This is a genomic window from Galbibacter sp. L-19, from assembly GCF_056857615.1.
The window spans coordinates 35,094-58,065 of the sequence record NZ_JBSXNL010000039.1 but is presented as its reverse complement, the minus strand read 5'-3'; the positions used below and the strand labels follow the sequence as shown (position 1 = coordinate 58,065).

Below are 22,972 nucleotides of genomic sequence, written 5' to 3'. Positions count from 1 at the left end.
CTTCTTACTTATACGACGCACAACTATTGATTTTGTTACATCCGTTCTAAAGAAATATAAATTTGAACATAACTAAAGCCTTGCGGGAGCAATTGAAGCAAAGTACCATGTACTGCGGAAAGTGCGGTTGCGATAAGCAACCCGCCCAAATAGTATAAATTGATTGATAGATTGTTAAATACTCCCTATCTTTGCAGGCTTAAAATGACAACATAAATTATGCAACTTTCAGAACAGGAAATTATTCGAAGAGAAAAGCTTGGAAAGCTACGAGAATTAGGCATTAACCCATATCCTGCCGATTTATATCCGGTAGACCACACTTCTAAAAAGGTCAAACAGAATTTTGAAGAAGATAAAAAGGTGGTACTTGCGGGGCGTTTAATGAGTAGACGTATTCAAGGAAAAGCTTCTTTTGCCGAATTACAAGACTCTGAAGGTCGTATTCAATTGTACTTTAATAGAGATGAAATTTGCCAAGGAGAAGACAAAACATTGTACAACGATGTTTACAAAAAATTACTCGACATTGGTGATATTATTGGTATTGAAGGGACACTATTTAAAACGCAAGTAGGAGAAATGACCGTTATGGTTAAAAACTTTACGGTTTTAAATAAATCGTTACGCCCATTACCTTTACCTAAAGTTGATAGTGAAGGAAAAGTATTTGATGAATTTAATGACCCAGAGCTTCGCTACCGTCAACGTTATGTAGATTTAATTGTAAATCCGCATGTAAAAGAAACTTTTTTAAAGCGTACAAAAATCACAACAAGTATGCGTGAGTTTTTTAATTCGCGAGATTATATAGAAGTAGAAACTCCAATCTTACAATCAATTCCTGGAGGGGCTACCGCTAGACCTTTTGTTACACACCACAACGCTTTAAACATTCCTCTTTATTTACGTGTTGCCAATGAGCTGTATTTAAAAAGACTTATTGTTGGTGGCTTTGATGGGGTTTATGAGTTTGCAAAAGATTTCCGTAACGAAGGGATGGATAAAACTCACAACCCAGAGTTTACTGTAATGGAATTATATGTTTCTTACAAAGACTACAACTGGATGATGAACATGACAGAAGAGTTACTTGAGAAAGTTGCTACCGATGCCAATGGAACTGCTATTGCCAAAGTAGGCGCTAACGAAATTAATTTTAAAGCACCCTACCCTCGTGTTCCAATTTTACAAGCTATTAAAGACCATACTGGTTTTGATGTAGCTGGAATGAATGAAGAAGAGCTTCGAGAGGTATGTACAAAACTTGATATTCCTGTGGATGAGACTATGGGAATTGGGAAATTAATAGATGAGATTTTTGGCGAAAAATGCGAACACAATTACATCCAGCCAACATTTATTACCGACTACCCAAAAGAGATGAGTCCGCTTACCAAAGAACACCGAAGCAATCCTGCTTTAACAGAACGTTTTGAATTAATGGTAAACGGGAAAGAATTAGCTAATGCATATTCAGAGTTAAACGATCCAATAGATCAAAGAGAGCGTTTTGAAGAGCAATTAAAACTTTCTGAAAAAGGAGATGACGAGGCAATGTTTATAGATCAAGATTTTCTACGTGCATTGGAATACGGAATGCCTCCAACATCTGGAATCGGGATTGGAATAGACCGTTTGGTTATGCTTTTAACCAACAACTCTTCTATCCAAGAAGTGCTTTTCTTCCCACAAATGCGTCCAGAGAAAAAAGCAGAAGTAGCTTTGAGTGAAGATGAAAAATTAGTTTTTGATTTACTGAAAAAAGAAACTAAAATGCCTCTTAACGATCTAAAAGAGCAATCTGGATTGAGTAATAAAAAATGGGACAAAACCATAAAAGGACTTACAAAACACAAAGTAGTTAAGGTTTCTAAAACCGATGACAACTTGTTTTGTGAAGTCTTATAAATAAACTCTTAACAAAACACTAAAAAGAGGGTGTGTATAAAGTATTTTGAAGTTGTCAAACTGAGCTTATCGAAGTTTATATGCTCCTAGGCGCAAACTGTCTTCGACAAGCTCAGACTGACAAAATAATAGCACAATACTTTATACACACCCTCTTTATTTTATATACACACCCTCTTTATTTTTATATAAAATACCCTTTACTGTTCTACAAATACATTTCCTTCCTCTTTCCAAGCATCAAATCCACCCTCAAGATTAATAATATTTTTATAGCCTAAAGAATCTAAAACTTTAGAAGCTTTGGCACTTCTCCCGCCTGCTTTACAATAGAGATATACTTTTTTATTTTTATCTATTTGCTGAATATTAGAAACAAAACTTTCATTTTTCATATCCATATTTATTGCTCCACCTATAAATCCTTGTGCGTACTCTTCTGGCGTTCTTACGTCTATTAATACAAAACCTTCAGAAGCAACCTCTTTAAACTCAATAATACTTTTGTTCTTTACTTGTCCGTAAGCAACCTGAACGAGTATCATCAATAAAAAAAATAAAAATTCTTTTTTCATGTGCTTATTTTAAATTGTTTTTAATGACTATATGAAACATCAAAATAATCCCTCCACTGAGCAACTAAATTTAAAAGTACATAGTTTGTATGCATCCTGAAATTCTGTTTGCCACAAATTCACAAATGTTTTTTTTGATTGTTCCCCGATAAAAGTAAATAGAAATTTATTAAACTACTTATTTTATAAAAGTTAAAATTTAGTCTTTTCCCTTATATCGAAGCAGTCTTGTTTCTTTAATCGTTAAGGAATGATACATCCGTGTATTGTGGTTAAAATTTAAAATGTAAATCCACAAAAGTGTTTATTAAAGTTTTTATCCTATTTTTGAAGTAAATTAAATTTAGCGTGCCTAAAAACAAACTAGATCCTTCGAAGTGGGTAGACGAATATGCCGACTATCTTTATAATTACACCATAACACGAGTGAACGACACTATTGTTGCTGAAGATTTGGTACAAGAAACCTTTTTGGCAGGATTAAAATCTGCTAAAAACTTCAAAGGTGAGGCCGCCGAGCGTACTTGGCTCATTTCTATTCTTAAAAGAAAAATTATTGATCATTATCGAAAAATAAATTCTACTAAAGGAAAAGCTGAAGTTAAAATGGGCTATTCCAATCGTGAAGATCAAGAAGGCGATTGGCTTGAGGACACTGTTGCAGACCCTTTTGATATTAATGCTGAAGACGCTTTACAAAATAAGGAGTTAGGAATGGCAATACAAGAATGCTTAATGAAACTCCCTAAAAAACAGGCAGATGTTTTTATAAAAAAAACAATTCAAGGCATGGATACAGAAGATATTTGTAAAGAATTAAATATCTCTGCGTCTAATTTATGGGTAATAGTTCATCGAGCAAGAACAAATTTAATGGACTGTTTAGAAAATAATTGGTTTAAAAAATGAGTACTAAAAAAAATAATCTTCTTATATCTTGTGAAGAAGCAAAACACATTTGCGATAAAATGCAATATGGTGAGGCTACATTTTTAGAGAAGTTAAAATTAAATTTACGCATTTTATGGTGTAAGGCTACAAAGTCCTACAGCAAACGTAATGTTAACTTAACTAAACTTTGCCAGGAAGCTGAAATTAAAACTTTGGATACACAGAAAAAAAATGAGATGAAGGAAAAAATAAATACTTCTCAATCTCAAGCATAAATAAGGAGTAACCACCATACAATTGAAATACTTTCCACAAAAAAACTAGAATAGTAAGATGCCTGTTCTTTTTTTGAAAATAACACTGCAAAAAGTAGTAAAAAGCTTATTATAATTTCTATTAAATGACTTTTGCTAGACATATCCTTCATTAAATAGCTAAGTCCACAAAAAGCAACTATTAAAATTATTCCTAAAATTTTCACCCCCTTAACGCCCAATACCTGAGGGAGGGTTCTCAACCAATCTTCATCGGTTTTTAAATCTCTAATCTCAAAAGGAATCATTAGCACTATAATAAATACAAAACGCTGAAGCAACTCTAAATACGCATCCGTAGAAATAGCTACTTCATTATTTAAAAGAGGTAAAACAACTGTAGATACAGACCATGTAATCCCTACAATATAAATTTTCACCCCTTTTAAACTTCTAAAATTTCTTTCTCTTGAAATTGCTGGAACCACATATAAAAAAGCTAAAATCACCAACACAGAAGCAGCAATGAGTGTTTTATAATTCAACTGAAAAACATAATACATTGCTACTAAAAAACAAACACCACTAAATATTTGAATAGTTCTAATGTATTTTTCGGTCACAAAAACATAATGTTTTGCAAGCGGACTATACTTTATAAAACTATACTCTACAATGGTACCAAAAAAAAGTGCTAAAGCTATAACCTCATCATAAGGTATATTAAAATTATACATTGTTATTCTAGCTAATGCATAAACCGCCAAAGCCACATGAATACTTGAGTCCAAATAAAAATCAAAAACCTGTTTAAGTAGTTTCATATCAACAAAATAACTATATAAAAAGGGTTTAGTTAACAGTCTGTTTATAAACTTTCGTTAAAGCCGTTTTAAAAGTACTTTTTTAAACCAATATAATATGTACTTTTGCGCAAATTAAAACATTTTTAGACGGTTATAATGAAAACAGATTCTTTTGTTACCCGCCATATTGGCCCCCAAGAAGATGATTTAAACACTATGTTCAAAACAGTTGGTGTTAAAAATATGGATGAGCTCCTGTATGAGACATTTCCAGATGGTATCCGATTAAAGTCGGACTTAAACCTTCCGGAAGCAATGACAGAGTATGAGTATTTAGCGCATCTAAAACAACTGGCAACTAAAAATAAAGTATTTAAAACATACATTGGCCTTGGTTACCATGAGTCAATTACGCCATCTGTTATCAAGAGAAATATTCTTGAAAATCCAGGCTGGTATACTGCATACACACCTTACCAAGCAGAAATTGCTCAAGGTAGATTGGAAGCCTTATTAAACTTCCAAACTATGATATGCGATCTTACTGGAATGGAATTAGCAAATGCTTCTTTATTAGATGAAGGAACGGCTGCAGCAGAAGCCATGTCGATGTTATTTGGTGCGAGAAGTAGAGATCAGAAAAAAAAGGAAATAAATAAGTTCTTTGTTTCTGATGAAATTTTACCTCAAACGCTTTCTGTTTTAAAATCTCATGCCACGCCATTAGAAATAGAATTAGTTGTAGGCAACCATACTTCTTTTGATTTTTCAGAAGAATTTTTTGGAGCTTTTTTACAATACCCAGGAAAACATGGAGCTGTTTTTAATTATTCCGAATTTGTTTCAAAAGCAAATAACAATAACATAAAAGTAGCCTTTGCAGCAGATATTTTAAGTTTGGTAAACTTAACCCCTCCAGGAGAATTCGGAGCAGAAGTTGTTGTTGGAACAACGCAACGTTTTGGTATTCCGTTAGGCTATGGTGGTCCACACGCTGCTTTTTTTGCAACAAAAGAAGCATACAAACGTAACATTCCAGGTAGAATTATTGGAGTTACTAAAGATACCGATGGAAACCGTGCTTTACGTATGGCGCTCCAAACTAGAGAGCAACATATTAAAAGAGACAAAGCAACATCTAACATTTGTACAGCACAAGTTTTACTAGCTGTTATGGCTGGAATGTATGCTGTTTACCACGGACCAAAAGGATTAAAATATATTGCAGATAAAGTCCATAATTCAACTATTACACTCTCTAACGCTTTATCAAGTTTAGGGTATGAGCAATTAAACGAATCGTACTTTGATACTATTTTAATAAAAGCAGATGGGCATCATGTAAAACCAATTGCTGAATTAGAAAACGTAAACTTTTTATATGTTGATGGCGATAAAGTTGCTATTTCATTAAACGAAGCTACTACGCTTAACGATTTAAATAGAATAGTTCAAATTTTTGCTGATGCAGCAGGAAAAAATACTGTTAAGATTGATCATTTAGTTGAAAACTCTAGTATTCTTAACGGAAGTACTCGTGTTTCTCCGTTTTTAGAGAATGAAGTATTCAACTCGTATCATTCAGAAACTGCTTTGATGCGTTACATTAAAAAATTAGAGCGTAAAGATTTAGCTTTAAATCACTCTATGATTTCCTTAGGTTCTTGTACCATGAAGCTAAATGCTGCTTCAGAAATGCTTCCTATAAGTTGGGATGAGTGGGGAAATATCCATCCATTTGTACCTATAGAGCAAGCGCAAGGTTATCAAGAAGTTTTAAAAACTCTAGAGGAGCAATTAAATGTAATAACAGGTTTTACAGGAACTTCACTACAACCTAACTCTGGAGCTCAAGGGGAATATGCCGGACTTTTAGTAATTCGGGCTTATCATAAATCGCGTAACCAAGAGCATAGAAACATCTGTTTAATTCCAGCATCTGCACACGGTACTAATCCGGCATCTGCAGTTTTAGCAGGAATGAAAGTAGTAGTAACTAAAACAGATGAAAAAGGAAATATTGATATTGAAGATTTACGTGAAAAAGCTGAAAAGCATAAAGAAGAACTTGCTGCTTTAATGGTAACATACCCTTCTACGCACGGAGTTTTTGAATCCTCTATTAAAGAAATAACACAACTTATCCACGATAACGGCGGACAAGTATATATGGATGGTGCCAACATGAATGCACAAGTAGGTTTAACAAATCCTGCAACAATTGGCGCAGATGTATGCCACTTAAATCTTCATAAAACATTTGCCATTCCTCACGGTGGTGGTGGTCCTGGAGTTGGTCCTATTTGTGTTGCAGAACATTTAGTTCAGTTTTTACCTTCAAATCCAGTAATCAAAACTGGCGGAGAAAATGCTATTGATGCAATTTCAGCAGCCCCATGGGGAAGCTCATTAGTTTGTTTAATTTCCTACGGATATATAAAAATGTTAGGAGCTAAAGGTTTAAAACAAGCTACTAGTATGGCAATTTTAAATGCAAACTATATTAAGAATCGATTAAGCGGTTCTTTTGATGTACTTTATACGGGAGAAAAAGGGAGAGCAGCACACGAAATGATTATCGATTGTCGCCCTTTTAAAGCAAAAGGAGTAGAAGTAACTGATATTGCAAAGAGACTTATTGATTATGGTTTCCACGCACCTACAGTATCATTCCCTGTAGCAGGAACAATGATGATTGAGCCTACAGAAAGTGAGAACCTAGCAGAATTAGATCGTTTTTGTGACGCCTTAATTTCTATTACAAAAGAAATTGAAGCACTAGAAGAAGGAGAAACAAATAACGTTTTAAAAAATGCACCGCACACATTAAAAATGCTAACTGCCTCAGAATGGGATTTCCCTTATTCAAGAGAAGAAGCAGCATTTCCAATAGATTATATTACCGATAATAAATTCTGGCCAACCGTTAGACGTGTTGATGAAGCCTATGGAGATCGTAATTTAATGTGTACATGTGCTCCTATTGAAGATTATATTGAGGCATAGAAAAAGCCCATAAACATTATACATTCAGAAGGCCTTTCATTTATTTGAAAGGCTTTTTTTTGTTATAAAAAACAATATTTCAATACCTTTAAGTCTAATGAACATCGTAAAATAAATTATGCATGCATAGTATCTTATGTTAATACATTGTATATTTGATAAAACTGATTCTCAATGAATGTAAAGATTACTGGAACTGGATGTTATATTCCTACCCAAGTGACGACAAATAGCTCGTTTTCAAAATTTGAATTTTTAAATACCGACGGAAGTCCTATTAATTATTCAAATGAAGTGATTATTGAAAAATTCAAAGCCATTACAGGTATTGAGAATAGAAGGTATGTAAAAGACAATTATGCAACCTCCGATATTGCATTTTTTGCTGCCGAAAAAGCTATCGAAGATGCAAAAACCGATAAAGAAACGATTGATTATATTATTGTAGCTCATAATTTTGGAGATATAAAGCATGGCACTACACAAAGCGATGCTGTACCAAGTATTGCATCTCGAGTAAAGCAATCCCTAAAGATAAAAAACCCTAGATGCGTAGCCTATGATGTACTTTTTGGTTGCCCTGGCTGGATTGAAGGCGTAGTACAAGCGCAAGCATTTATAAAAGCAGGAATGGCAAAAAAATGTCTGGTTATTGGAGCAGAAACACTCTCTAGAGTAATTGATATACACGACCGGGATTCTATGATTTATTCTGATGGTGCTGGAGCTACCATTCTAGAAGCCACTCCTAATAACACCGGAATTCTCTCCCATCTTTCTGCCACCTATGCCTATAATGAAGCCGATTATTTATTCTTCGGAAAATCATACAATCAAACTGCCGATAGTACAAAATATATAAAAATGTATGGTAGAAAAATTTATGAATTTGCCGTAACTCACGTTCCTCAAGCAATGAAAGATTGTTTAGACCAAAGCAACACAGCTATTGAAGACGTTAAGAAAATATTTATTCATCAGGCAAATGAAAAAATGGATGAAGCTATCTTAAAACGTTTTTACAGACTCTATAACAAAACGATTCCTGAAGGCATAATGCCCATGAATATCCATGAACTAGGAAATAGTTCTGTAGCTACAATTCCTACCTTATTCGATTCTGTAAAAAAGGGAATGATAGAAAATCAAGAAGTTAATACTGGGGATATTGTAATGTTTGCCAGTGTTGGAGCAGGAATGAATATCAATGCAATTACCTATAAAATTTAAGTAACTAATAGCCTTTAGTTATAAATTACCAAACAATAGATGTATTAAAACGGATTACTATATTTGCAGGAGTATAGGTGATTATGTCTAAAAACCTAAAGCAAAGCAATAGAATGTACGAAAATAATTTCCCGAATAAACGCTATAAAAAAACTATAGAATTTTTAGAATCCTCCGTTCCTAAACCTGCTAGTATTCTCGACTTAGGGGTTGCTAATCCGTTTAGCGATTTAATGCAACAACGGGGTTACGTTATAAAAAATACAAAGGGAGAGGATTTAGATACAGATTTTACTAATGTAGTAAATAGCGATGCAGAAGTGGTAACTGCCTTCGAAATTTTTGAGCATTTAATTGCACCATACAATGTTTTAAAGAATATAAAAGCAGCTAAATTAGTAGCATCCGTTCCCTTACGTTTATGGTTTTCTCCTGCTTACCGCAGTAAAACCGATATGTGGGATAGACATTACCATGAATTTGAAGACTGGCAGTTTGATTGGCTTTTAGAAAAAGCAGGATGGGAGATTAAAAAACGAGATAAATGGACTAATCCCGTAAAAAAAATAGGGTTTAGACCCTTACTACGCTACTTTACAAATAGGTATTATATTGTATATGCTGAAAGAAAAAAATAACTAAAATCTTTCTATGGATTATTACGTTGTTATCCCTGCGCACAATGAAGAAGCGTTTATAAAGCTCACTTTAAATAGTTTGGTAACACAAACCCTACTTCCTAAAAAAGTTATTGTAGTGAATGATAATTCTACAGATAACACCGAAGCTATTATCAATTCTTTTGCTACGGAATATCCTTTTATTGAAAAATTAAACACCACCTCTACTTCCGAACACATGCCTGGAAGCAAAGTTATTAATGCTTTTAATAAAGGTTTTTTGTTATTGGATGAATCTTATGATTTTATAGTAAAATTGGACGCCGACCTCATTCTACCAGAGAATTATTTTGAAAGAATAGCTACCATATTCAGAGAACAAGAAAACATAGGAATTGCTGGAGGATTTGTGTATGAAAAGGATGATAATGGAACATGGAAATTAAACCACCCTATGGATAAAAATCATGTTCGGGGAGCTTTTAAAGCGTATACAAAATCTTGCTTTAATGCTATAGGATATTTAAAATGCGCAATGGGCTGGGATACTGTAGATGAATTGCTAGCAAAACACCATGGGTTTGCTATTTTTACAGATAGTAATTTAAAAGTAAAACACCTACGCCCTACAGGGAAATCTTACAATAAAAAAGCAAAATTGCTACAAGGAAAAGCCATGTATACCATGCGCTATGGTTTTTTTATTACCGCAATAGCTTCCATAAAAATGGCTCTTAAACAAAAAAAGTCACAAACTTTTATTGACAATATGAAGGGCTTTTTTGATGCGAAAAAGAACAAAACTCCTTTTATTGTTTCTGAAAAAGAAGGTGCTTTTATAAGAGATTACCGCATAAAAAACATTAAGAAAAAACTTTTTTAAATTCTCATTAAGAAATAACTACCTCGGAGTAAACCTCGAAATATTCAAAAGAAACAATTTTAATTCATTTCGACACAGAGCCCTTTGATAAACTCAGAACAGGCTTTAGGAAATCAGCCTCTTTATAAAGGATTAAAAAAACTCCAAAGGCATTTAAACCCTTGGAGTTTCTATACTTTAGCCCCGATTGAAGCGACATCCTTTTTTATTTTTCATAAAAAAGATATAGCAAAAAGCGGGAAATAGCTCCTAAAAACTATTTTATAACTTCTTGAATTGGTTCTCCACTTTTTCCACTTGGAAATGCAATTCCCAATAACGAACAAATAGTGTTTGCTATATCTGGAATTTCAGTGCGTTTTACTGTTTCACCATGGTTAATTCCTTTACCAAAAAACAACAATGGAGTGTGCGTATCGTAGGCATAACCCGACCCGTGTGTAGTTCCTGTACGGGAAGACGAAGGAATATACCCCGGACTTAAAACAAGTAATACATCTCCAGATCTATTAAAATTGTAACCCATTTGTAAATTACTTGCCAAACCTTTGGTAAATTCTTGATTTCTCATGGCAGTCCCTGTATATGCTTCTGCAACATTCTCGTAATTCTTAACCTCGTTAACAATTGCTTCTTCAATTTCTGTAGCGCTAACACCTAGTGCTTTAACAACATCTTGATCTAAAAACAACTGTTCATTAGAGAAATTCTTTATCAATTTATCACTTCCAAATTTTGCTTTTAGAAAAGCGTTAAGCGGATCGAAAAACTCCTTTTTACTAAAATACCCTCCTGGAATTTCCATACTTTCCAAATAACTTGGTACTTCTACAGCCGCATGATCTGCTGTTAGAAATACGGTATACTCGCCTTTCCCTACTTCTTTATCCAAATAAGTAAAAAGACGTGCTAAATCTTGATCCAATCTCAAATATGTATCTTCAGTTTCTTTAGCGCTTACCCCAAAACGGTGTCCTACATAATCGGTAGCAGAGAAACTTATTGCAATAAAATCTGTAATATTATCTTTCCCTATATCTTCCCCTTCAATTGCTGCTTCTGCAAAATCTACTGTTAAAGAATTCCCGAAAGGAACACCTTTTAACAAGTCAAATTTTCCATTTTCATTCCAAATCTTAGGTAAATCATGTGGAAAAGTGGGCGTTTTTTCTCCTGAAAAAGCACCTTCATATATATTGTCGTCCTCAATACTTTCGGTATAAGTATCTATATCGTAAAGTGGCTTCCAAGCTTTTTTATAGTTCTCGGCAGCCTTAGACTTATTAAATTTCTCAACCCATTTTGGGAGCTCCTCCATATAATAAGTACTAGTTACCCAATGTCCTTCCTCTTTTCCTTGAAACCAATAAGCAGCATCCGCAGCATGACCAGCAGGTAGTATAGAACCTCTATCTTTTAAAGAAACTCCTATAACTTTTCCTTTAGAAGCAGTTGCTAACTTCAATTGGTCTGTCATGGTGCTAGACAACATTCTACGCGGAGACATTTTACCAGCATCGGTAACTGTTCCTAAAGAATTTACGGTAGCATCTTCCGTACAGTAAACCGACCTGTCTTCGTTTTTATCATACCAATCGTTCCCTATAATTCCATGCGTTTTTGGTGTTGACCCTGTATAAACAGAGGCATGTCCTGCCGCAGTTTTAGTAGGAATGTAATTAAAATGATTATTCTTACAATTAAATCCCTCATTTATCATTCTTTTAAAACCGCCATCCTGATATTTATCCCAAAAACGATTTAAATAATCATAACGCATTTGATCAACAACAATTCCTACAACCACTTTTGGTTTTGTAAAAGGTTGATCTTCTGATTTTTTTTGTGCTTGTAACGTAACGAAACTAAAAAATAGTAACCCGAATAAATAGGTGTTTTTCATGTGTCTATATAAATTATATCTTTAATTTAATAGCATATTTTATAGCCTTTTTTAAGCTTTGTAACTTTGCATAAAATATCTATTTTGCCAAAATTACTCATTTAATTTTTTTAGAACTTTAAATGTAGGTTAAAAGAGATGTGATTTTATTTTTTTACTTTAGCTGTTCGATAATTGATACATGATATACCTTGAAAATATTGGTCGGTATTTTATAATGCTAAAAGAAGTTTTTAGCAGACCTACAAAGTGGAGCATCCTTAAAAGACTTATTTATAAAGAGATTGACGATTTAATTTATGGGTCTTTAGGTATTATAATTTTTATTTCGTTCTTCATTGGAGGTGTTGTTGCAATACAAACAGCTTTAAATATAGACAACCCTTTAATTCCTAAATATCTTATTGGTTTTACAACTCGGCAATCGGTTATTCTAGAGTTTGCACCTACCTTTACCTCTATAATTATGGCAGGAAAAGTAGGTTCTTATATTACTTCCAGTATTGGAACTATGCGTGTTACAGAACAAATTGATGCCCTAGAAGTTATGGGGGTAAACTCTTTAAACTATTTGGTGTTTCCTAAAATTATAGCACTGCTACTCTATCCATTTGTAATTGCAATTGCAATGTATATGGGGATTTTAGGAGGTTGGATGGCTGTAGTTTTTGGAGGATATAGTACGAGTGCCGAATTTATAAGAGGTCTACAAGTAGATTTTGATACTTTCCATGTAGTTTATGCTTTTATTAAAACTATTGTTTTTGCCTTTATTCTAGCTACAATCCCTTCGTTTTATGGTTATTACATGAAAGGAGGAGCTTTAGAAGTAGGAAAAGCGAGTACTTCCTCTTTTGTGTGGACCAGTGTAGCCATTATTATTGCGAATTATTTATTAACTCAAATGTTGCTTGGATAATGATAAAAGTAGAGAATGTACATAAATCTTTTGGGGACACTGAAGTATTAAAAGGGATTTCCACATGCTTTGATAAGGGAAAAACAAATCTTATTATCGGGCAAAGTGGATCTGGAAAAACTGTTTTTTTGAAATGTTTATTAGGTCTTCATCAACCAAATCAAGGTAATATTATTTATAATGACCGTATTTATTCTGAATTGGACGACGACCAAAAAACAGATCTTAGACAAGAAATGGGCATGGTATTTCAAGGAAGTGCACTTTTTGATTCGATGACGGTAGAAGAAAATGTAATGTTTCCGCTTAGAATGTTTTCAAAGTTTCCAAGAAATGAAATGAAAGATCGTGTTGACGAAGTCTTAGAAAGAGTACGATTAATAGATGCACACAAAAAATTACCTTCTGAAATCTCTGGTGGAATGCAGAAACGTGTTGCTATTGCTCGCGCAATTGTAAATCGCCCGAAATATCTTTTTTGTGATGAACCCAATTCTGGTTTAGATCCGAAAACAGCTATTATTATTGACCAATTAATTCAAGAAATTACTCAAGAATTTGATATCACAACAGTAATTAATACGCATGACATGAATTCTGTTATGGAAATTGGCGAAAAAATTGTATTCCTAAAAGATGGGTTAAAAGAATGGGAAGGAACCAATAAAGAAATATTTAGAACCGATAATGAAGCGGTTACTAGTTTTGTATATTCCTCTGATTTATTTAAAAAAGTGAGAGAAATTTACATCAAAGACAACTAAAAACTTCTTTTAATAAAGCAACTTCAACTCTTTTAAATCAAATTCTTTTAAAACTTCATCTTCCAATAATACTATTAAACAGCCATTATTGGCTACTCCTTTTATAAACCCCATTATTAAATCTCCATTTTTAAGTTTAAACGTAGAAGGTTTATCTTTACGAAAAAGCTGACTCTCAAAGGTTTCTTTTATTTTAAATAACTGTCGGTTAATAACCCACTCTTCATATTTTTTAATATGCTCTATTATTTTTAACAATACCTCTTCCTTATTATAAAACACCCCAGTTAAGCATTTTAAAGAAGAAGCATTGGTTACGCCATCAAAGTTTGTTTGATTCAAATTAAGACCAATACCAATAATGGAAGCACTCATTTCTCCCTTTTTAATGATACTTTCAATTAAAATACCGCATATTTTACTATTTGCTGACAAAATGTCGTTAGGCCATTTTATTTTTAAATGTGGAATTCCAAAATAAGTTAATGCATCATAAATAGCTAAAGAGATAGCCATACTCAGGTAAAATTGCTCCTCTTTTTGCAAGCAATTAATTTTCTTATATACACTAAAAGTAAGGTTTTTCCCCGGTTCGGACACCCATTGCGTCCCCATTTGACCCCTTCCTTCATTTTGTTTTTCGGTAGTAACAATAGTGTAATCTTCCAATTCTTTATGCGCTGCTAAGCGTCTTAAAAAAGAATTTGTAGAATCGATGGCATCAAGTTTGATTAAATTCATAGAAATAACTACATTAAATATGTAATGTTATGTTAATTTGAATAGTTCAAAAACTAAAAAAATAATAACTTTGTGAAAATAAAAATTTTTAATGGCAAAAACGAATAGTAGCACAGATCAATTAATAACATTTATCTTAAAAGGAATTGAAGAGGTTAAGGGTAATGACGTAAATATTTTAGACCTAAGAGATATTGAGAATACGGTTTGTGATTACTTTATAATCTGTAATGGTACTTCGAACACTCAAGTAAATGCCATCGTAAATTCCATACAAAAAATTGTTAGTCGCGAAATTAAAGACAAGCCTTGGCACATAGAAGGTACAGACAATGCCGAATGGGTGCTTATGGACTATGTAAATGTAGTGGTGCATGTTTTCCAAAAACATGTAAGAGAATATTACGATATCGAAGGATTATGGGGAGACGCAAAAGTAACCGCAATCTCAAACTAAGCAATTTAGCTTTCTAGAGTTTTCACAATTATTAAGGTGAATTAAAAGTAAACATTTTTCGTTATTAACGAAATATAATACCCATATTTGGGTTGAATAAGAAAAAATTAATGGCAAAAGAAAATAACAACAATTCAAGCCCTAAAAAACCTAAATTCAGTTCGTACTGGATTTACGGAGCTATTTTAGTTTTCATCATCGGTCTACAGTTTTTCTCTGGAGGTAGTAGCTGGCAAACACCCCCAGATATTACTCCTGCAAAATTGCAAGAATTCCTTAAAGATGGAGATGTTAGTAAAGTTGAAATTATTACAAACATTAGACAGGCAAGAGTCTATCTAACAAAAGAAGCTCAAGATAAAGAGATTCATAAAAAAACAGCGGATAAATCCATCATCCCCTCTACTTCTCAAGTTCCTCAATACATATTAAACTATGGAGATCTTCAGAATTTTGAGAATGATATTAAAAAAACCATCACCGAAGATAACTTATCAACATCCGTAGGATATGATACAGAATCTAACGCTTTTGGCGATTTACTACTTTCGCTATTACCATTTGTACTAATAATTGGTATCTGGTTATTCCTTATGAGAAGAATGTCTGGTGGAGGCGCAGGTGGTGCTGGCGGACAAATATTTAATATTGGAAAATCTAAAGCACGCTTGTTTGACGAAAAAACAGATATGAAAGTAACGTTTAAAGACGTAGCTGGATTGGAAGGTGCAAAAGAGGAAGTGCAAGAAATTGTAGATTTCCTTAAAAACCCTGAAAAATATACTTCGCTAGGAGGTAAAATCCCAAAAGGTGCTTTATTAGTAGGTTCTCCTGGTACAGGTAAAACCTTATTAGCAAAAGCAGTAGCTGGAGAAGCAAAGGTTCCTTTTTTCTCTTTATCTGGTTCGGATTTTGTGGAAATGTTTGTAGGAGTTGGGGCTTCTAGAGTTCGTGATTTATTTAAACAAGCTAAAGATAAATCTCCGGCAATTATCTTTATTGATGAGATTGATGCAATCGGAAGAGCTAGAGGAAAAAATAATATGACTGGTAGTAATGATGAGCGTGAAAACACTCTAAATCAATTGCTAACCGAAATGGATGGTTTTGGAACCAATACTAATGTAATTGTTTTGGCCGCTACCAACCGTGCAGATATTTTAGATAAAGCATTAATGAGAGCTGGTCGTTTTGACCGCCAAATATATGTAGACCTACCAGACGTTCGTGAGCGTAAAGAGATTTTTGAAGTTCATTTACGACCTATTAAAACTTCTGAAGCTTTAGATCCAGAGTTTTTAGCTAAACAAACTCCTGGCTTCTCAGGAGCTGATATTGCAAATGTTTGTAATGAAGCTGCTCTAATTGCTGCTAGAAATGGCAAAAAAGCAGTAGACAAACAATCTTTCTTAGATGCAGTAGATAGAATTGTAGGAGGTTTAGAAAAGAAAAATAAAATTATTACTCCAACCGAGAAAAAAACTATTGCATTCCACGAAGCTGGACACGCAACAGTTAGTTGGATGTTAGAACACGCCGCTCCCCTTGTAAAAGTTACTATTGTTCCTAGAGGACAAAGCTTAGGTGCCGCATGGTATTTACCAGAAGAGCGCTTAATTGTTCATCCTGAACAAATGGCAGACGAAATGTGTGCCGCTTTAGGAGGAAGAGCTGCAGAAAAAGTAATGTTCGACAGAATTTCTACAGGCGCTCTTAGCGACCTTGAGAAGGTAACTAAGCAAGCTAGAGCTATGGTTACTATTTACGGATTGAATGAAAAAATAGGAAATTTAACTTATTATGATTCAAGCGGACAAACAGACTATAATTTCTCAAAACCTTATAGTGAGGAAACTGCTCAACTTATCGATAAAGAAATCTCTAAAATTATTGAAGCTCAATACGTAAGAGCTGTAAAACTTTTAGAAGACAATAAAGATAAATTAACAGAGCTAGCAGAACACTTGCTTGAGAAAGAGGTGATTTTTAAAGACGATTTAGAACGAATTTTCGGAAAAAGACCTTTTGGAAGAGACCTTGAAGAAGGTCCAGAAAAAAAGTTACTAGAAAATTAATTTATACAAACGGGGGTAGTTTATAAAATTTACCCCCGTTTTCTACGTTATAGTTAATAATTTCATACTTTTATATATTAATAGCATAAACAATAAAATAACTCCCCCATTAAATTAAGAATGAGCTTATTTAAAAAACTTTTCGGATCAAAACAAAAACAGGAAGCTTCTGGTACAGGAACTGATCAAAGAGGAAAGTTTATGCCAGAAATAAAGCTTCCAACAGACGAAAAATTTACAATCAATTTCAAAAAAAATGGTGGTAAATTCTTGTATTGTGACTCTATTGAAGAAATTTACGATTGTTTTAATAGCATCCTTTCTGAAAATAATTGGACACAAGAACAAGTTTGTTGCATTGATTCTAAATTAAGCACTACATTTCAAAAATATAATTTCAGCAAAAGCAATACGTGTCAGAATGCAACACTACTATTATCTCCTTGTGAGAATTTAGTTGCAGACAACGGTGCAATTCTTATCTCTTCTAATCAAATAAAAGAAAGTAAATTAAACGATTTACCTGATAATTTTATAATCTTCGCCACTACAAGTCAGCTTGTAGACACAATTGGAGAAGGATTAAGAGGCATTAAGAATAAAAATAAAAATCAGATTCCCACAAACATAACTACTATTAAGCACTTTAGCATAAAAGAAGAAAATGATTTTCTTACTTACGGAAGTAGTTCAAAAAACTTATATTTGCTGCTTCTTGAGGATTTATAATCCTTATTAAAAGAGCAACAATATAAACAACTTAAACCTAACTGTGTGAAAGAACTTCTTAAACGTGCCTTAACAGGTATTCTCTATGTTTTTTTACTATTAGCAGCAGTATTTCTTAGTAATGATGCTTTTGATTTCCTCTTTCTAATTTTTGGAATTACTTGTATTTATGAATTCAAAAAAATTATTAGACTAAGTGGTTATTATATCTTTCTAGCTTTTTTAGCTTTTTGGTGGGTTTTTATATATCTCTTAGGCGAAATAGATCAACAAGAAATACTTAGAATCATACTTCTCGTTATTTGCATTGCAGTTAATATTGTTTTAATTGGACGACTTTACTCTAAACGAAAATTAGATTATTCAAATACCCAAAAATTTATTATCACTCTTTGTTATATAGGTGGAGGATGTATCTTTTTAACCATGATTCCATACCAAGCTCAGCATTTTGCTAAGTCTTTAATAATTGGTATTTTTATATTGATATGGGTAAACGATTCTTTTGCTTATTTAGTAGGCAAGAGTATCGGAAGAAATAAGCTTTTCCCAAGTGTTTCCCCTAAAAAAACTATCGAAGGTTTTGTTGGCGGATTACTATTTGCCTTAGTTGCAGCGTATGTTTTATATTGCTATAGCGAGGAACTTAATTTACAACAATGGTTAATCTTAGCCATTGTTGTGGTGGTAACTGGATCTATTGGAGACTTAGTAGAATCCAAATTTAAACGTTTGGCTGGCGTAAAAGATAGCGGCGCTATTTTACCTGGACATGGCGGATTATTAGACAGACTTGACAGCTTAATATTTGCTGCTCCATTTGCATATTTAACACTTCAAATTTTTCATTATGTTTCATAAAGAGGGTCATAAAATCATTGCGATTACCTTTATTCTTGTTGCAGCAGCCATTATTATAGCTCAATTTTATATTGACATTTATTGGCTAAAAACTCTTATTCAAGTTGTTTTTCTTTTCATTTTAGTTTTGATCCTTCAATTTTTTAGGAATCCTAAACGCACAACACAAATTACAGATGAAAATATCATCGCACCTGTAGATGGAAAAGTGGTGGTGATTGAAGAGGTATTTGAAAAAGAATATTTTAAAGACAAACGAATTCAAGTTTCCATATTTATGTCCCCTATTAATGTTCATGTAACTCGCTACGCATTAAGTGGAATTGTAAAATATAGCAAATACCATCCTGGAAAGTTTTTGGTTGCATGGCACCCCAAAGCATCCGAAGAAAATGAAAGAACTACTGTAGTTGTTAAGAATGCTTCTTATGGAGAAGTTCTTTACAGACAAATTGCTGGAGCGCTTGCTAAACGTATTGTAAATTATGCAAAAGAAGGAGACGAAGTGGTTCAAGGAACCGATGCAGGATTTATAAAATTTGGTTCTAGAGTAGATTTATTTTTACCCTTGGGCACTGACATTAAAGTAGCTTTAAACCAAAAAGTTAAAGGTGGTGTTGATATAATTGCAAATTAACAAATGACTTCTGAAGAACTACATAAAGAATTTGAAGAGGCTGTAGAGCGAGTAAACAGCTATGAAAATTTATTTCCAGCCGATTTTTTGTTGCGCCTATATGCCTATTACAAAAAAGCTACTCAAAATAGCGAACCCCCAAGTAGCAGGAGATCTATAATAAATGCTTTCAAAGCAAACGCACTTTTTCAAGCCCGAGGACTCACCGAAGACCAAGCCAAAGAACATTATGTTGCTTTAGTAAAAGAATATTTTAAGTATTAAAACATTAATGCCTGAGTTAAAATACAAGACCGCTTCGCTTTAATAAAACAGTACAAAGATAAAAGTTTATAAAGTAAAAAGTTAAACAGGGCAAACTCACACTTTGCAAAACAAAGTGAAATTCAGTAAAGATCCATTTGAATCAATCTTAAATTTCAAATTTTGACACTTTTTTTATTTTCAATGAACTTAAAAATTGCTTTCACATAAAAATAAGTAGGAATAAAAGGCTTTAGTTTAGAACTATATTGATTATTTGCTAGCTCTAATATCAATCCAACAATCAGTGACTTTATGCTTTTCGTTTCTTTTGCTCGCCCAAAAGAAACGAAACAAAGAAAAAGGCACCTTATCCAATGAATTTTTTCGACAACGAGCTCGGAAAACCGTAACCGAAACGCTGCGTCGCTACACTCCTGATTTCAGAGCTTTCGGCCACTATTCTGCGGATAAGGGATTTAGTTGCGCTAGCCATTAATACTACTTTAACGAAAGCTAAATAAAAAGTATGAGTTTGTCCTGGAAATAACATTACTAAACTCCTCTTTTTATTCGTTTTTTCTTAATGAACTCATCTTAACTTTTTTTATCGAACAACAATAAAATAATTCTGAGGCTTTTTACTATTATAAAATCAACTACCTCAAGGCAAGCCTACGAGGTATTCAAAGGAAAATAATTTAACCCATTTCGACGTAGAACCCTTCGGCAAACTCAAGGCAGGCTTCGGATAATAAAACCCTCAATGAGGGATTGAAATACTTTTCTACTTCAAACTCTTTAAACTTTCTTTTAGCGTTTCAATTTTAGCAAGCGCATCTGCTTCTTTTTGCTTTTCTATCGCTACTACTTTTTCTGGAGCACTTCCTACAAAACGTTCGTTAGATAATTTTTTCTGAACAGATTTTAAGAAACCTTCTGTATATTTTAGCTCCTCCTCTATTTTCTTTATCTCTTCTTCCACATCAATAGCACCGCTTACTGGAATAAAATACTCATTAGATTTTACTCTAAAAGATAAAGCTCCGTCCACTTTTTCTGTTACGTAAGAAAGTTCCTCTATATTTCCTAACTTCTTAATAATAGAATCGAATGTTTTTAAAACCCCATCATTATTCATTACAGATAAAGAAATCTCATTCTTAAAAGCAATATTTTTTTCTTTTCTAATGGTTCTTATTCCCGAAATCACTTCAGCAGCAAATTCAAAATCAGCAATTACCTTTTCATCTGCTTTAGAAACTTCAGGCCATTTTGCTACAATCAATGCTTCCTTAGGAGAACGCTCTGCCATAAGTTGCCATATTTCTTCAGATAAGAATGGCATAAATGGATGTAAGAGTTTTAAATTTTCTTCAAATAAAGCAATTATCTCTTTATAAGTTTTTGCATCTATAGGCTGTTGATATGCTGGTTTCACCATTTCTAGTAACCAAGAGCAGAAATCGTCCCAAACAAGCTTATATGTTGCCATTAAAGCATCAGATATTCTATATTTAGAAAACTGTTCTTCAATATTTATTAATGTATGCTGAAATTTATTTTTGTACCAATTAATTGCAGTTGAAGCATATGCTGGCTGCTCAATATCGGCAACTTCCCAACCTTTAACCAAACGGAAGGCATTCCATATTTTATTGGCAAAGTTTTTTCCTTGCTGGCATAAGCTTTCATCAAACAATAAGTCGTTTCCAGCAGCAGAGCTCAACAACAATCCAACTCGAACTCCATCTGCACCAAACTCTTCAATTAATTTTAAAGCATCTGGCGAATTCCCTAAAGACTTCGACATTTTTCGACGCTGTTTATCTCTTACCAATCCAGTTAAATATACATTGGTAAATGGTTTTTGATCGCGGAATTCGTAACCAGCAAAAATCATTCTTGCAACCCAAAAGAATAGAATATCTGGCCCAGTTACCAAATCGTTAGTTGGGTAATAATATTCAATTTCTTTATTTTCAGGCTCCATAATTCCGTTAAAAACACTAATTGGCCATAACCATGAAGAAAACCAAGTATCTAACGAGTCTTCGTCTTGCTTCAAATTGGCTACCGTTAAATTTGTGTTCCCCGATTTTTCTTTAGCTTTTGTTAGTGCCTCTTCAATACTTTCTGCAACTACAAAATCGTTTTCCCCATCACCAAAATAATATGCTGGTATTTGATGCCCCCACCAAAGCTGACGAGAAATATTCCAGTCTCGGATATTTTCTAACCAATGACGGTAGGTATTTTCAAATTTTGAAGGAAAAAGTTGAATTTCTTTATCAGTTAAAACTGCATCCAAAGCAGGTTTTACCAAATCTTCCATTTTTAAAAACCACTGATCAGACAAACGAGGTTCAATTACCGCTTTTGTACGTTCCGAAGTCCCTACTTTATTCATATGATTTTCAGTTTTTACTAAAAATCCTTTTTCTTCTAATTCTTTTGAAATTTCTTTTCGAACCACAAATCGATCTTTCCCTTCGTAATGAAGTCCATTACTATTTAAAGTAGCATCCTCATTAAAAATATCGATTACTTCCAATTTGTGTTTTTCACCTAAATTCTTATCATTTTCATCATGAGCAGGAGTTACTTTTAAACATCCTGTTCCGAATTCAATATCAACATATTCATCTTCAATAATAGGAATTACACGGTTGGTTAAAGGCACAATTGCCTTTTTACCTTTTAAATGTGAATAACGCTCATCCTTAGGGTTAATACAAATAGCAGTATCTCCCAAAATAGTTTCTGGACGCGTAGTTGCAATTGTTACAACCTCCCCCGCCTCCTCCGAAGGTAGGGAACCATCTCCATCTACAATAGTATATTTTAAATAATAAAGGAGTCCTTGGCGTTCTTCATAAATAACCTCTTCATCAGAAAGTGTAGTTTTAGCCTCTGGATCCCAATTTACCATACGATATCCACGGTAAATCATTCCTTTTTCAAATAAATCGACAAAAACTTTAATTACAGAAGCCGACATATCGTCATCCATTGTAAATTTTGTACGATCCCAATCGCATGAACATCCAAGTTTCTTAAGCTGATCTAAGATTACACCTCCATACTCATCTGTCCAATCCCAAGCATGTTTTAGAAATTCTTCTCGAGTTAGATCGGATTTATTAATTCCTTGCTCCTTCAATTTTGCTACTACTTTAGCTTCCGTAGCAATTGATGCATGGTCTGTACCTGGCACCCAGCAAGCGTTTAAGCCTTTTAAACGTGCTTTTCTAATCAACACATCCTGAATAGTGTTATTCAACATATGTCCCATATGCAATACTCCAGTGACGTTTGGTGGCGGAATTACAATGGTATATGGCTCTCTTTCATCTGGCTCTGAGCGAAAAAATTCATTTTTCGTCCAGTAGTCATACCACTTACTCTCAACCGATTTGGCATCATACTTTGATGGAATATTCATATTTTGGAACACTTTTTGGATT

20 protein-coding genes are annotated in these 22,972 nt (G+C 33.5%); 15 read left to right on the top strand and 5 right to left on the bottom strand.

The features are described from left to right. Positions 1 to 219 precede the first annotated feature (219 nt). A complete protein-coding gene (gene lysS / locus AC13CQ_RS04500) occupies positions 220 to 1,911 on the top strand; it encodes a lysine--tRNA ligase (protein ID WP_474506776.1) in 1,692 nt (563 codons plus the stop codon). 200 nt (positions 1,912 to 2,111) lie between these two features. Here the strand turns inward: lysS and AC13CQ_RS04495 are convergent, their stop codons facing one another. Next, positions 2,112 to 2,486 (bottom strand): rhodanese-like domain-containing protein, encoded by a 375-nt coding sequence (locus AC13CQ_RS04495; protein ID WP_474506775.1) that lies wholly within the window; start codon positions 2,484 to 2,486, stop codon positions 2,112 to 2,114. 348 nt (positions 2,487 to 2,834) lie between these two features. Here AC13CQ_RS04495 and AC13CQ_RS04490 point away from each other — a divergent pair, with 348 nt between their 5' ends. Together AC13CQ_RS04490 and AC13CQ_RS04485 are read left to right on the top strand one after the other, a co-directional pair. Beyond that, a complete protein-coding gene (locus tag AC13CQ_RS04490) occupies positions 2,835 to 3,395 on the top strand; it encodes a sigma-70 family RNA polymerase sigma factor (RefSeq protein WP_008612269.1) in 561 nt (186 codons plus the stop codon). Then, the gene (locus tag AC13CQ_RS04485; RefSeq protein ID WP_008612268.1) at positions 3,392 to 3,652 is read left to right on the top strand and encodes a hypothetical protein; all 261 of its coding nucleotides are present in this window, start codon (positions 3,392 to 3,394) and stop codon (positions 3,650 to 3,652) included. Before AC13CQ_RS04490 ends, AC13CQ_RS04485 begins: the two co-directional genes overlap by 4 nt. Here AC13CQ_RS04485 and AC13CQ_RS04480 read toward each other — a convergent pair. Continuing rightward, positions 3,643 to 4,455 (bottom strand): UbiA prenyltransferase family protein, encoded by an 813-nt coding sequence (locus AC13CQ_RS04480; RefSeq protein WP_474506774.1) that lies wholly within the window; start codon positions 4,453 to 4,455, stop codon positions 3,643 to 3,645. The genes AC13CQ_RS04485 and AC13CQ_RS04480 overlap by 10 nt on opposite strands. Positions 4,456 to 4,593: 138 nt before the next feature. Between AC13CQ_RS04480 and gcvP the strand changes: the two genes are divergently transcribed. The 4 genes from gcvP (at position 4,594) to AC13CQ_RS04460 (ending at position 10,176) form a co-directional block, all read left to right on the top strand. Continuing rightward, positions 4,594 to 7,443, top strand: coding sequence for an aminomethyl-transferring glycine dehydrogenase (gene gcvP / locus AC13CQ_RS04475; RefSeq protein ID WP_456865361.1), 2,850 nt, complete (start codon positions 4,594 to 4,596; stop codon positions 7,441 to 7,443). Positions 7,444 to 7,617: 174 nt separating this feature from the next. Then, positions 7,618 to 8,673 (top strand): 3-oxoacyl-ACP synthase III family protein, encoded by a 1,056-nt coding sequence (locus tag AC13CQ_RS04470; protein ID WP_456865358.1) that lies wholly within the window; start codon positions 7,618 to 7,620, stop codon positions 8,671 to 8,673. Between the two features lie 113 nt (positions 8,674 to 8,786). Beyond that, complete coding sequence (locus AC13CQ_RS04465; protein ID WP_456865353.1) at positions 8,787 to 9,311, top strand: class I SAM-dependent methyltransferase; 525 nt, start codon at positions 8,787 to 8,789, stop codon at positions 9,309 to 9,311. Between the two features lie 13 nt (positions 9,312 to 9,324). Beyond that, the gene (locus tag AC13CQ_RS04460; RefSeq protein WP_456865350.1) at positions 9,325 to 10,176 is read left to right on the top strand and encodes a glycosyltransferase family 2 protein; all 852 of its coding nucleotides are present in this window, start codon (positions 9,325 to 9,327) and stop codon (positions 10,174 to 10,176) included. Positions 10,177 to 10,432: 256 nt separating this feature from the next. Here the strand turns inward: AC13CQ_RS04460 and pafA are convergent, their stop codons facing one another. Continuing rightward, entirely contained in the window at positions 10,433 to 12,079 is a 1,647-nt protein-coding gene (pafA, locus tag AC13CQ_RS04455) for an alkaline phosphatase PafA (RefSeq protein WP_456865347.1), read from the bottom strand. A 181-nt stretch (positions 12,080 to 12,260) separates the two neighbouring features. Here pafA and AC13CQ_RS04450 point away from each other — a divergent pair, with 181 nt between their 5' ends. Both AC13CQ_RS04450 and AC13CQ_RS04445 read left to right on the top strand, forming a co-directional pair. Further along, the gene (locus AC13CQ_RS04450) at positions 12,261 to 12,998 is read left to right on the top strand and encodes an MlaE family ABC transporter permease (protein WP_337901583.1); all 738 of its coding nucleotides are present in this window, start codon (positions 12,261 to 12,263) and stop codon (positions 12,996 to 12,998) included. Then, the gene (locus AC13CQ_RS04445; protein ID WP_008612260.1) at positions 12,998 to 13,762 is read left to right on the top strand and encodes an ABC transporter ATP-binding protein; all 765 of its coding nucleotides are present in this window, start codon (positions 12,998 to 13,000) and stop codon (positions 13,760 to 13,762) included. The genes AC13CQ_RS04450 and AC13CQ_RS04445 overlap by 1 nt, the downstream gene beginning before the upstream one ends. 9 nt (positions 13,763 to 13,771) lie before the next feature. On the opposite strand, the gene AC13CQ_RS04440 is transcribed toward AC13CQ_RS04445, so the two are convergent. After that, positions 13,772 to 14,503: a biotin--[acetyl-CoA-carboxylase] ligase gene (locus AC13CQ_RS04440; protein WP_008612259.1), complete on the bottom strand. Its 732-nt coding sequence runs from the start codon at positions 14,501 to 14,503 to the stop codon at positions 13,772 to 13,774. A gap of 91 nt (positions 14,504 to 14,594) precedes the next feature. On the opposite strand from AC13CQ_RS04440, the gene rsfS reads away from it, so the two are divergent. The 6 genes from rsfS to AC13CQ_RS04410 all read left to right on the top strand — a co-directional run bounded on the left by rsfS (position 14,595) and on the right by AC13CQ_RS04410 (position 19,526). Further along, entirely contained in the window at positions 14,595 to 14,960 is a 366-nt protein-coding gene (gene rsfS, locus AC13CQ_RS04435; RefSeq protein WP_008612258.1) for a ribosome silencing factor, read from the top strand. A 110-nt stretch (positions 14,961 to 15,070) separates the two neighbouring features. Next, positions 15,071 to 17,035: an ATP-dependent zinc metalloprotease FtsH gene (ftsH, locus tag AC13CQ_RS04430; RefSeq protein ID WP_335588222.1), complete on the top strand. Its 1,965-nt coding sequence runs from the start codon at positions 15,071 to 15,073 to the stop codon at positions 17,033 to 17,035. A 120-nt stretch (positions 17,036 to 17,155) separates the two neighbouring features. Continuing rightward, a complete protein-coding gene (locus AC13CQ_RS04425; RefSeq protein WP_008612256.1) occupies positions 17,156 to 17,764 on the top strand; it encodes an LUD domain-containing protein in 609 nt (202 codons plus the stop codon). A 45-nt stretch (positions 17,765 to 17,809) separates the two neighbouring features. Beyond that, positions 17,810 to 18,625 carry a phosphatidate cytidylyltransferase gene (locus AC13CQ_RS04420; protein ID WP_008612254.1) on the top strand — a complete coding sequence of 272 codons (816 nt, stop codon included), beginning with the start codon at positions 17,810 to 17,812 and terminating at the stop codon, positions 18,623 to 18,625. Next, entirely contained in the window at positions 18,615 to 19,262 is a 648-nt protein-coding gene (locus AC13CQ_RS04415) for a phosphatidylserine decarboxylase family protein (protein WP_008612253.1), read from the top strand. The genes AC13CQ_RS04420 and AC13CQ_RS04415 overlap by 11 nt, the downstream gene beginning before the upstream one ends. Before the next feature lie 3 nt (positions 19,263 to 19,265). Further along, positions 19,266 to 19,526, top strand: coding sequence for an acyl-CoA-binding protein (locus AC13CQ_RS04410; protein WP_008612252.1), 261 nt, complete (start codon positions 19,266 to 19,268; stop codon positions 19,524 to 19,526). A 766-nt stretch (positions 19,527 to 20,292) separates the two neighbouring features. On the opposite strand, the gene AC13CQ_RS04405 is transcribed toward AC13CQ_RS04410, so the two are convergent. Beyond that, entirely contained in the window at positions 20,293 to 22,950 is a 2,658-nt protein-coding gene (locus AC13CQ_RS04405; RefSeq protein ID WP_456865338.1) for a valine--tRNA ligase, read from the bottom strand. Positions 22,951 to 22,972 lie beyond the last annotated feature (22 nt).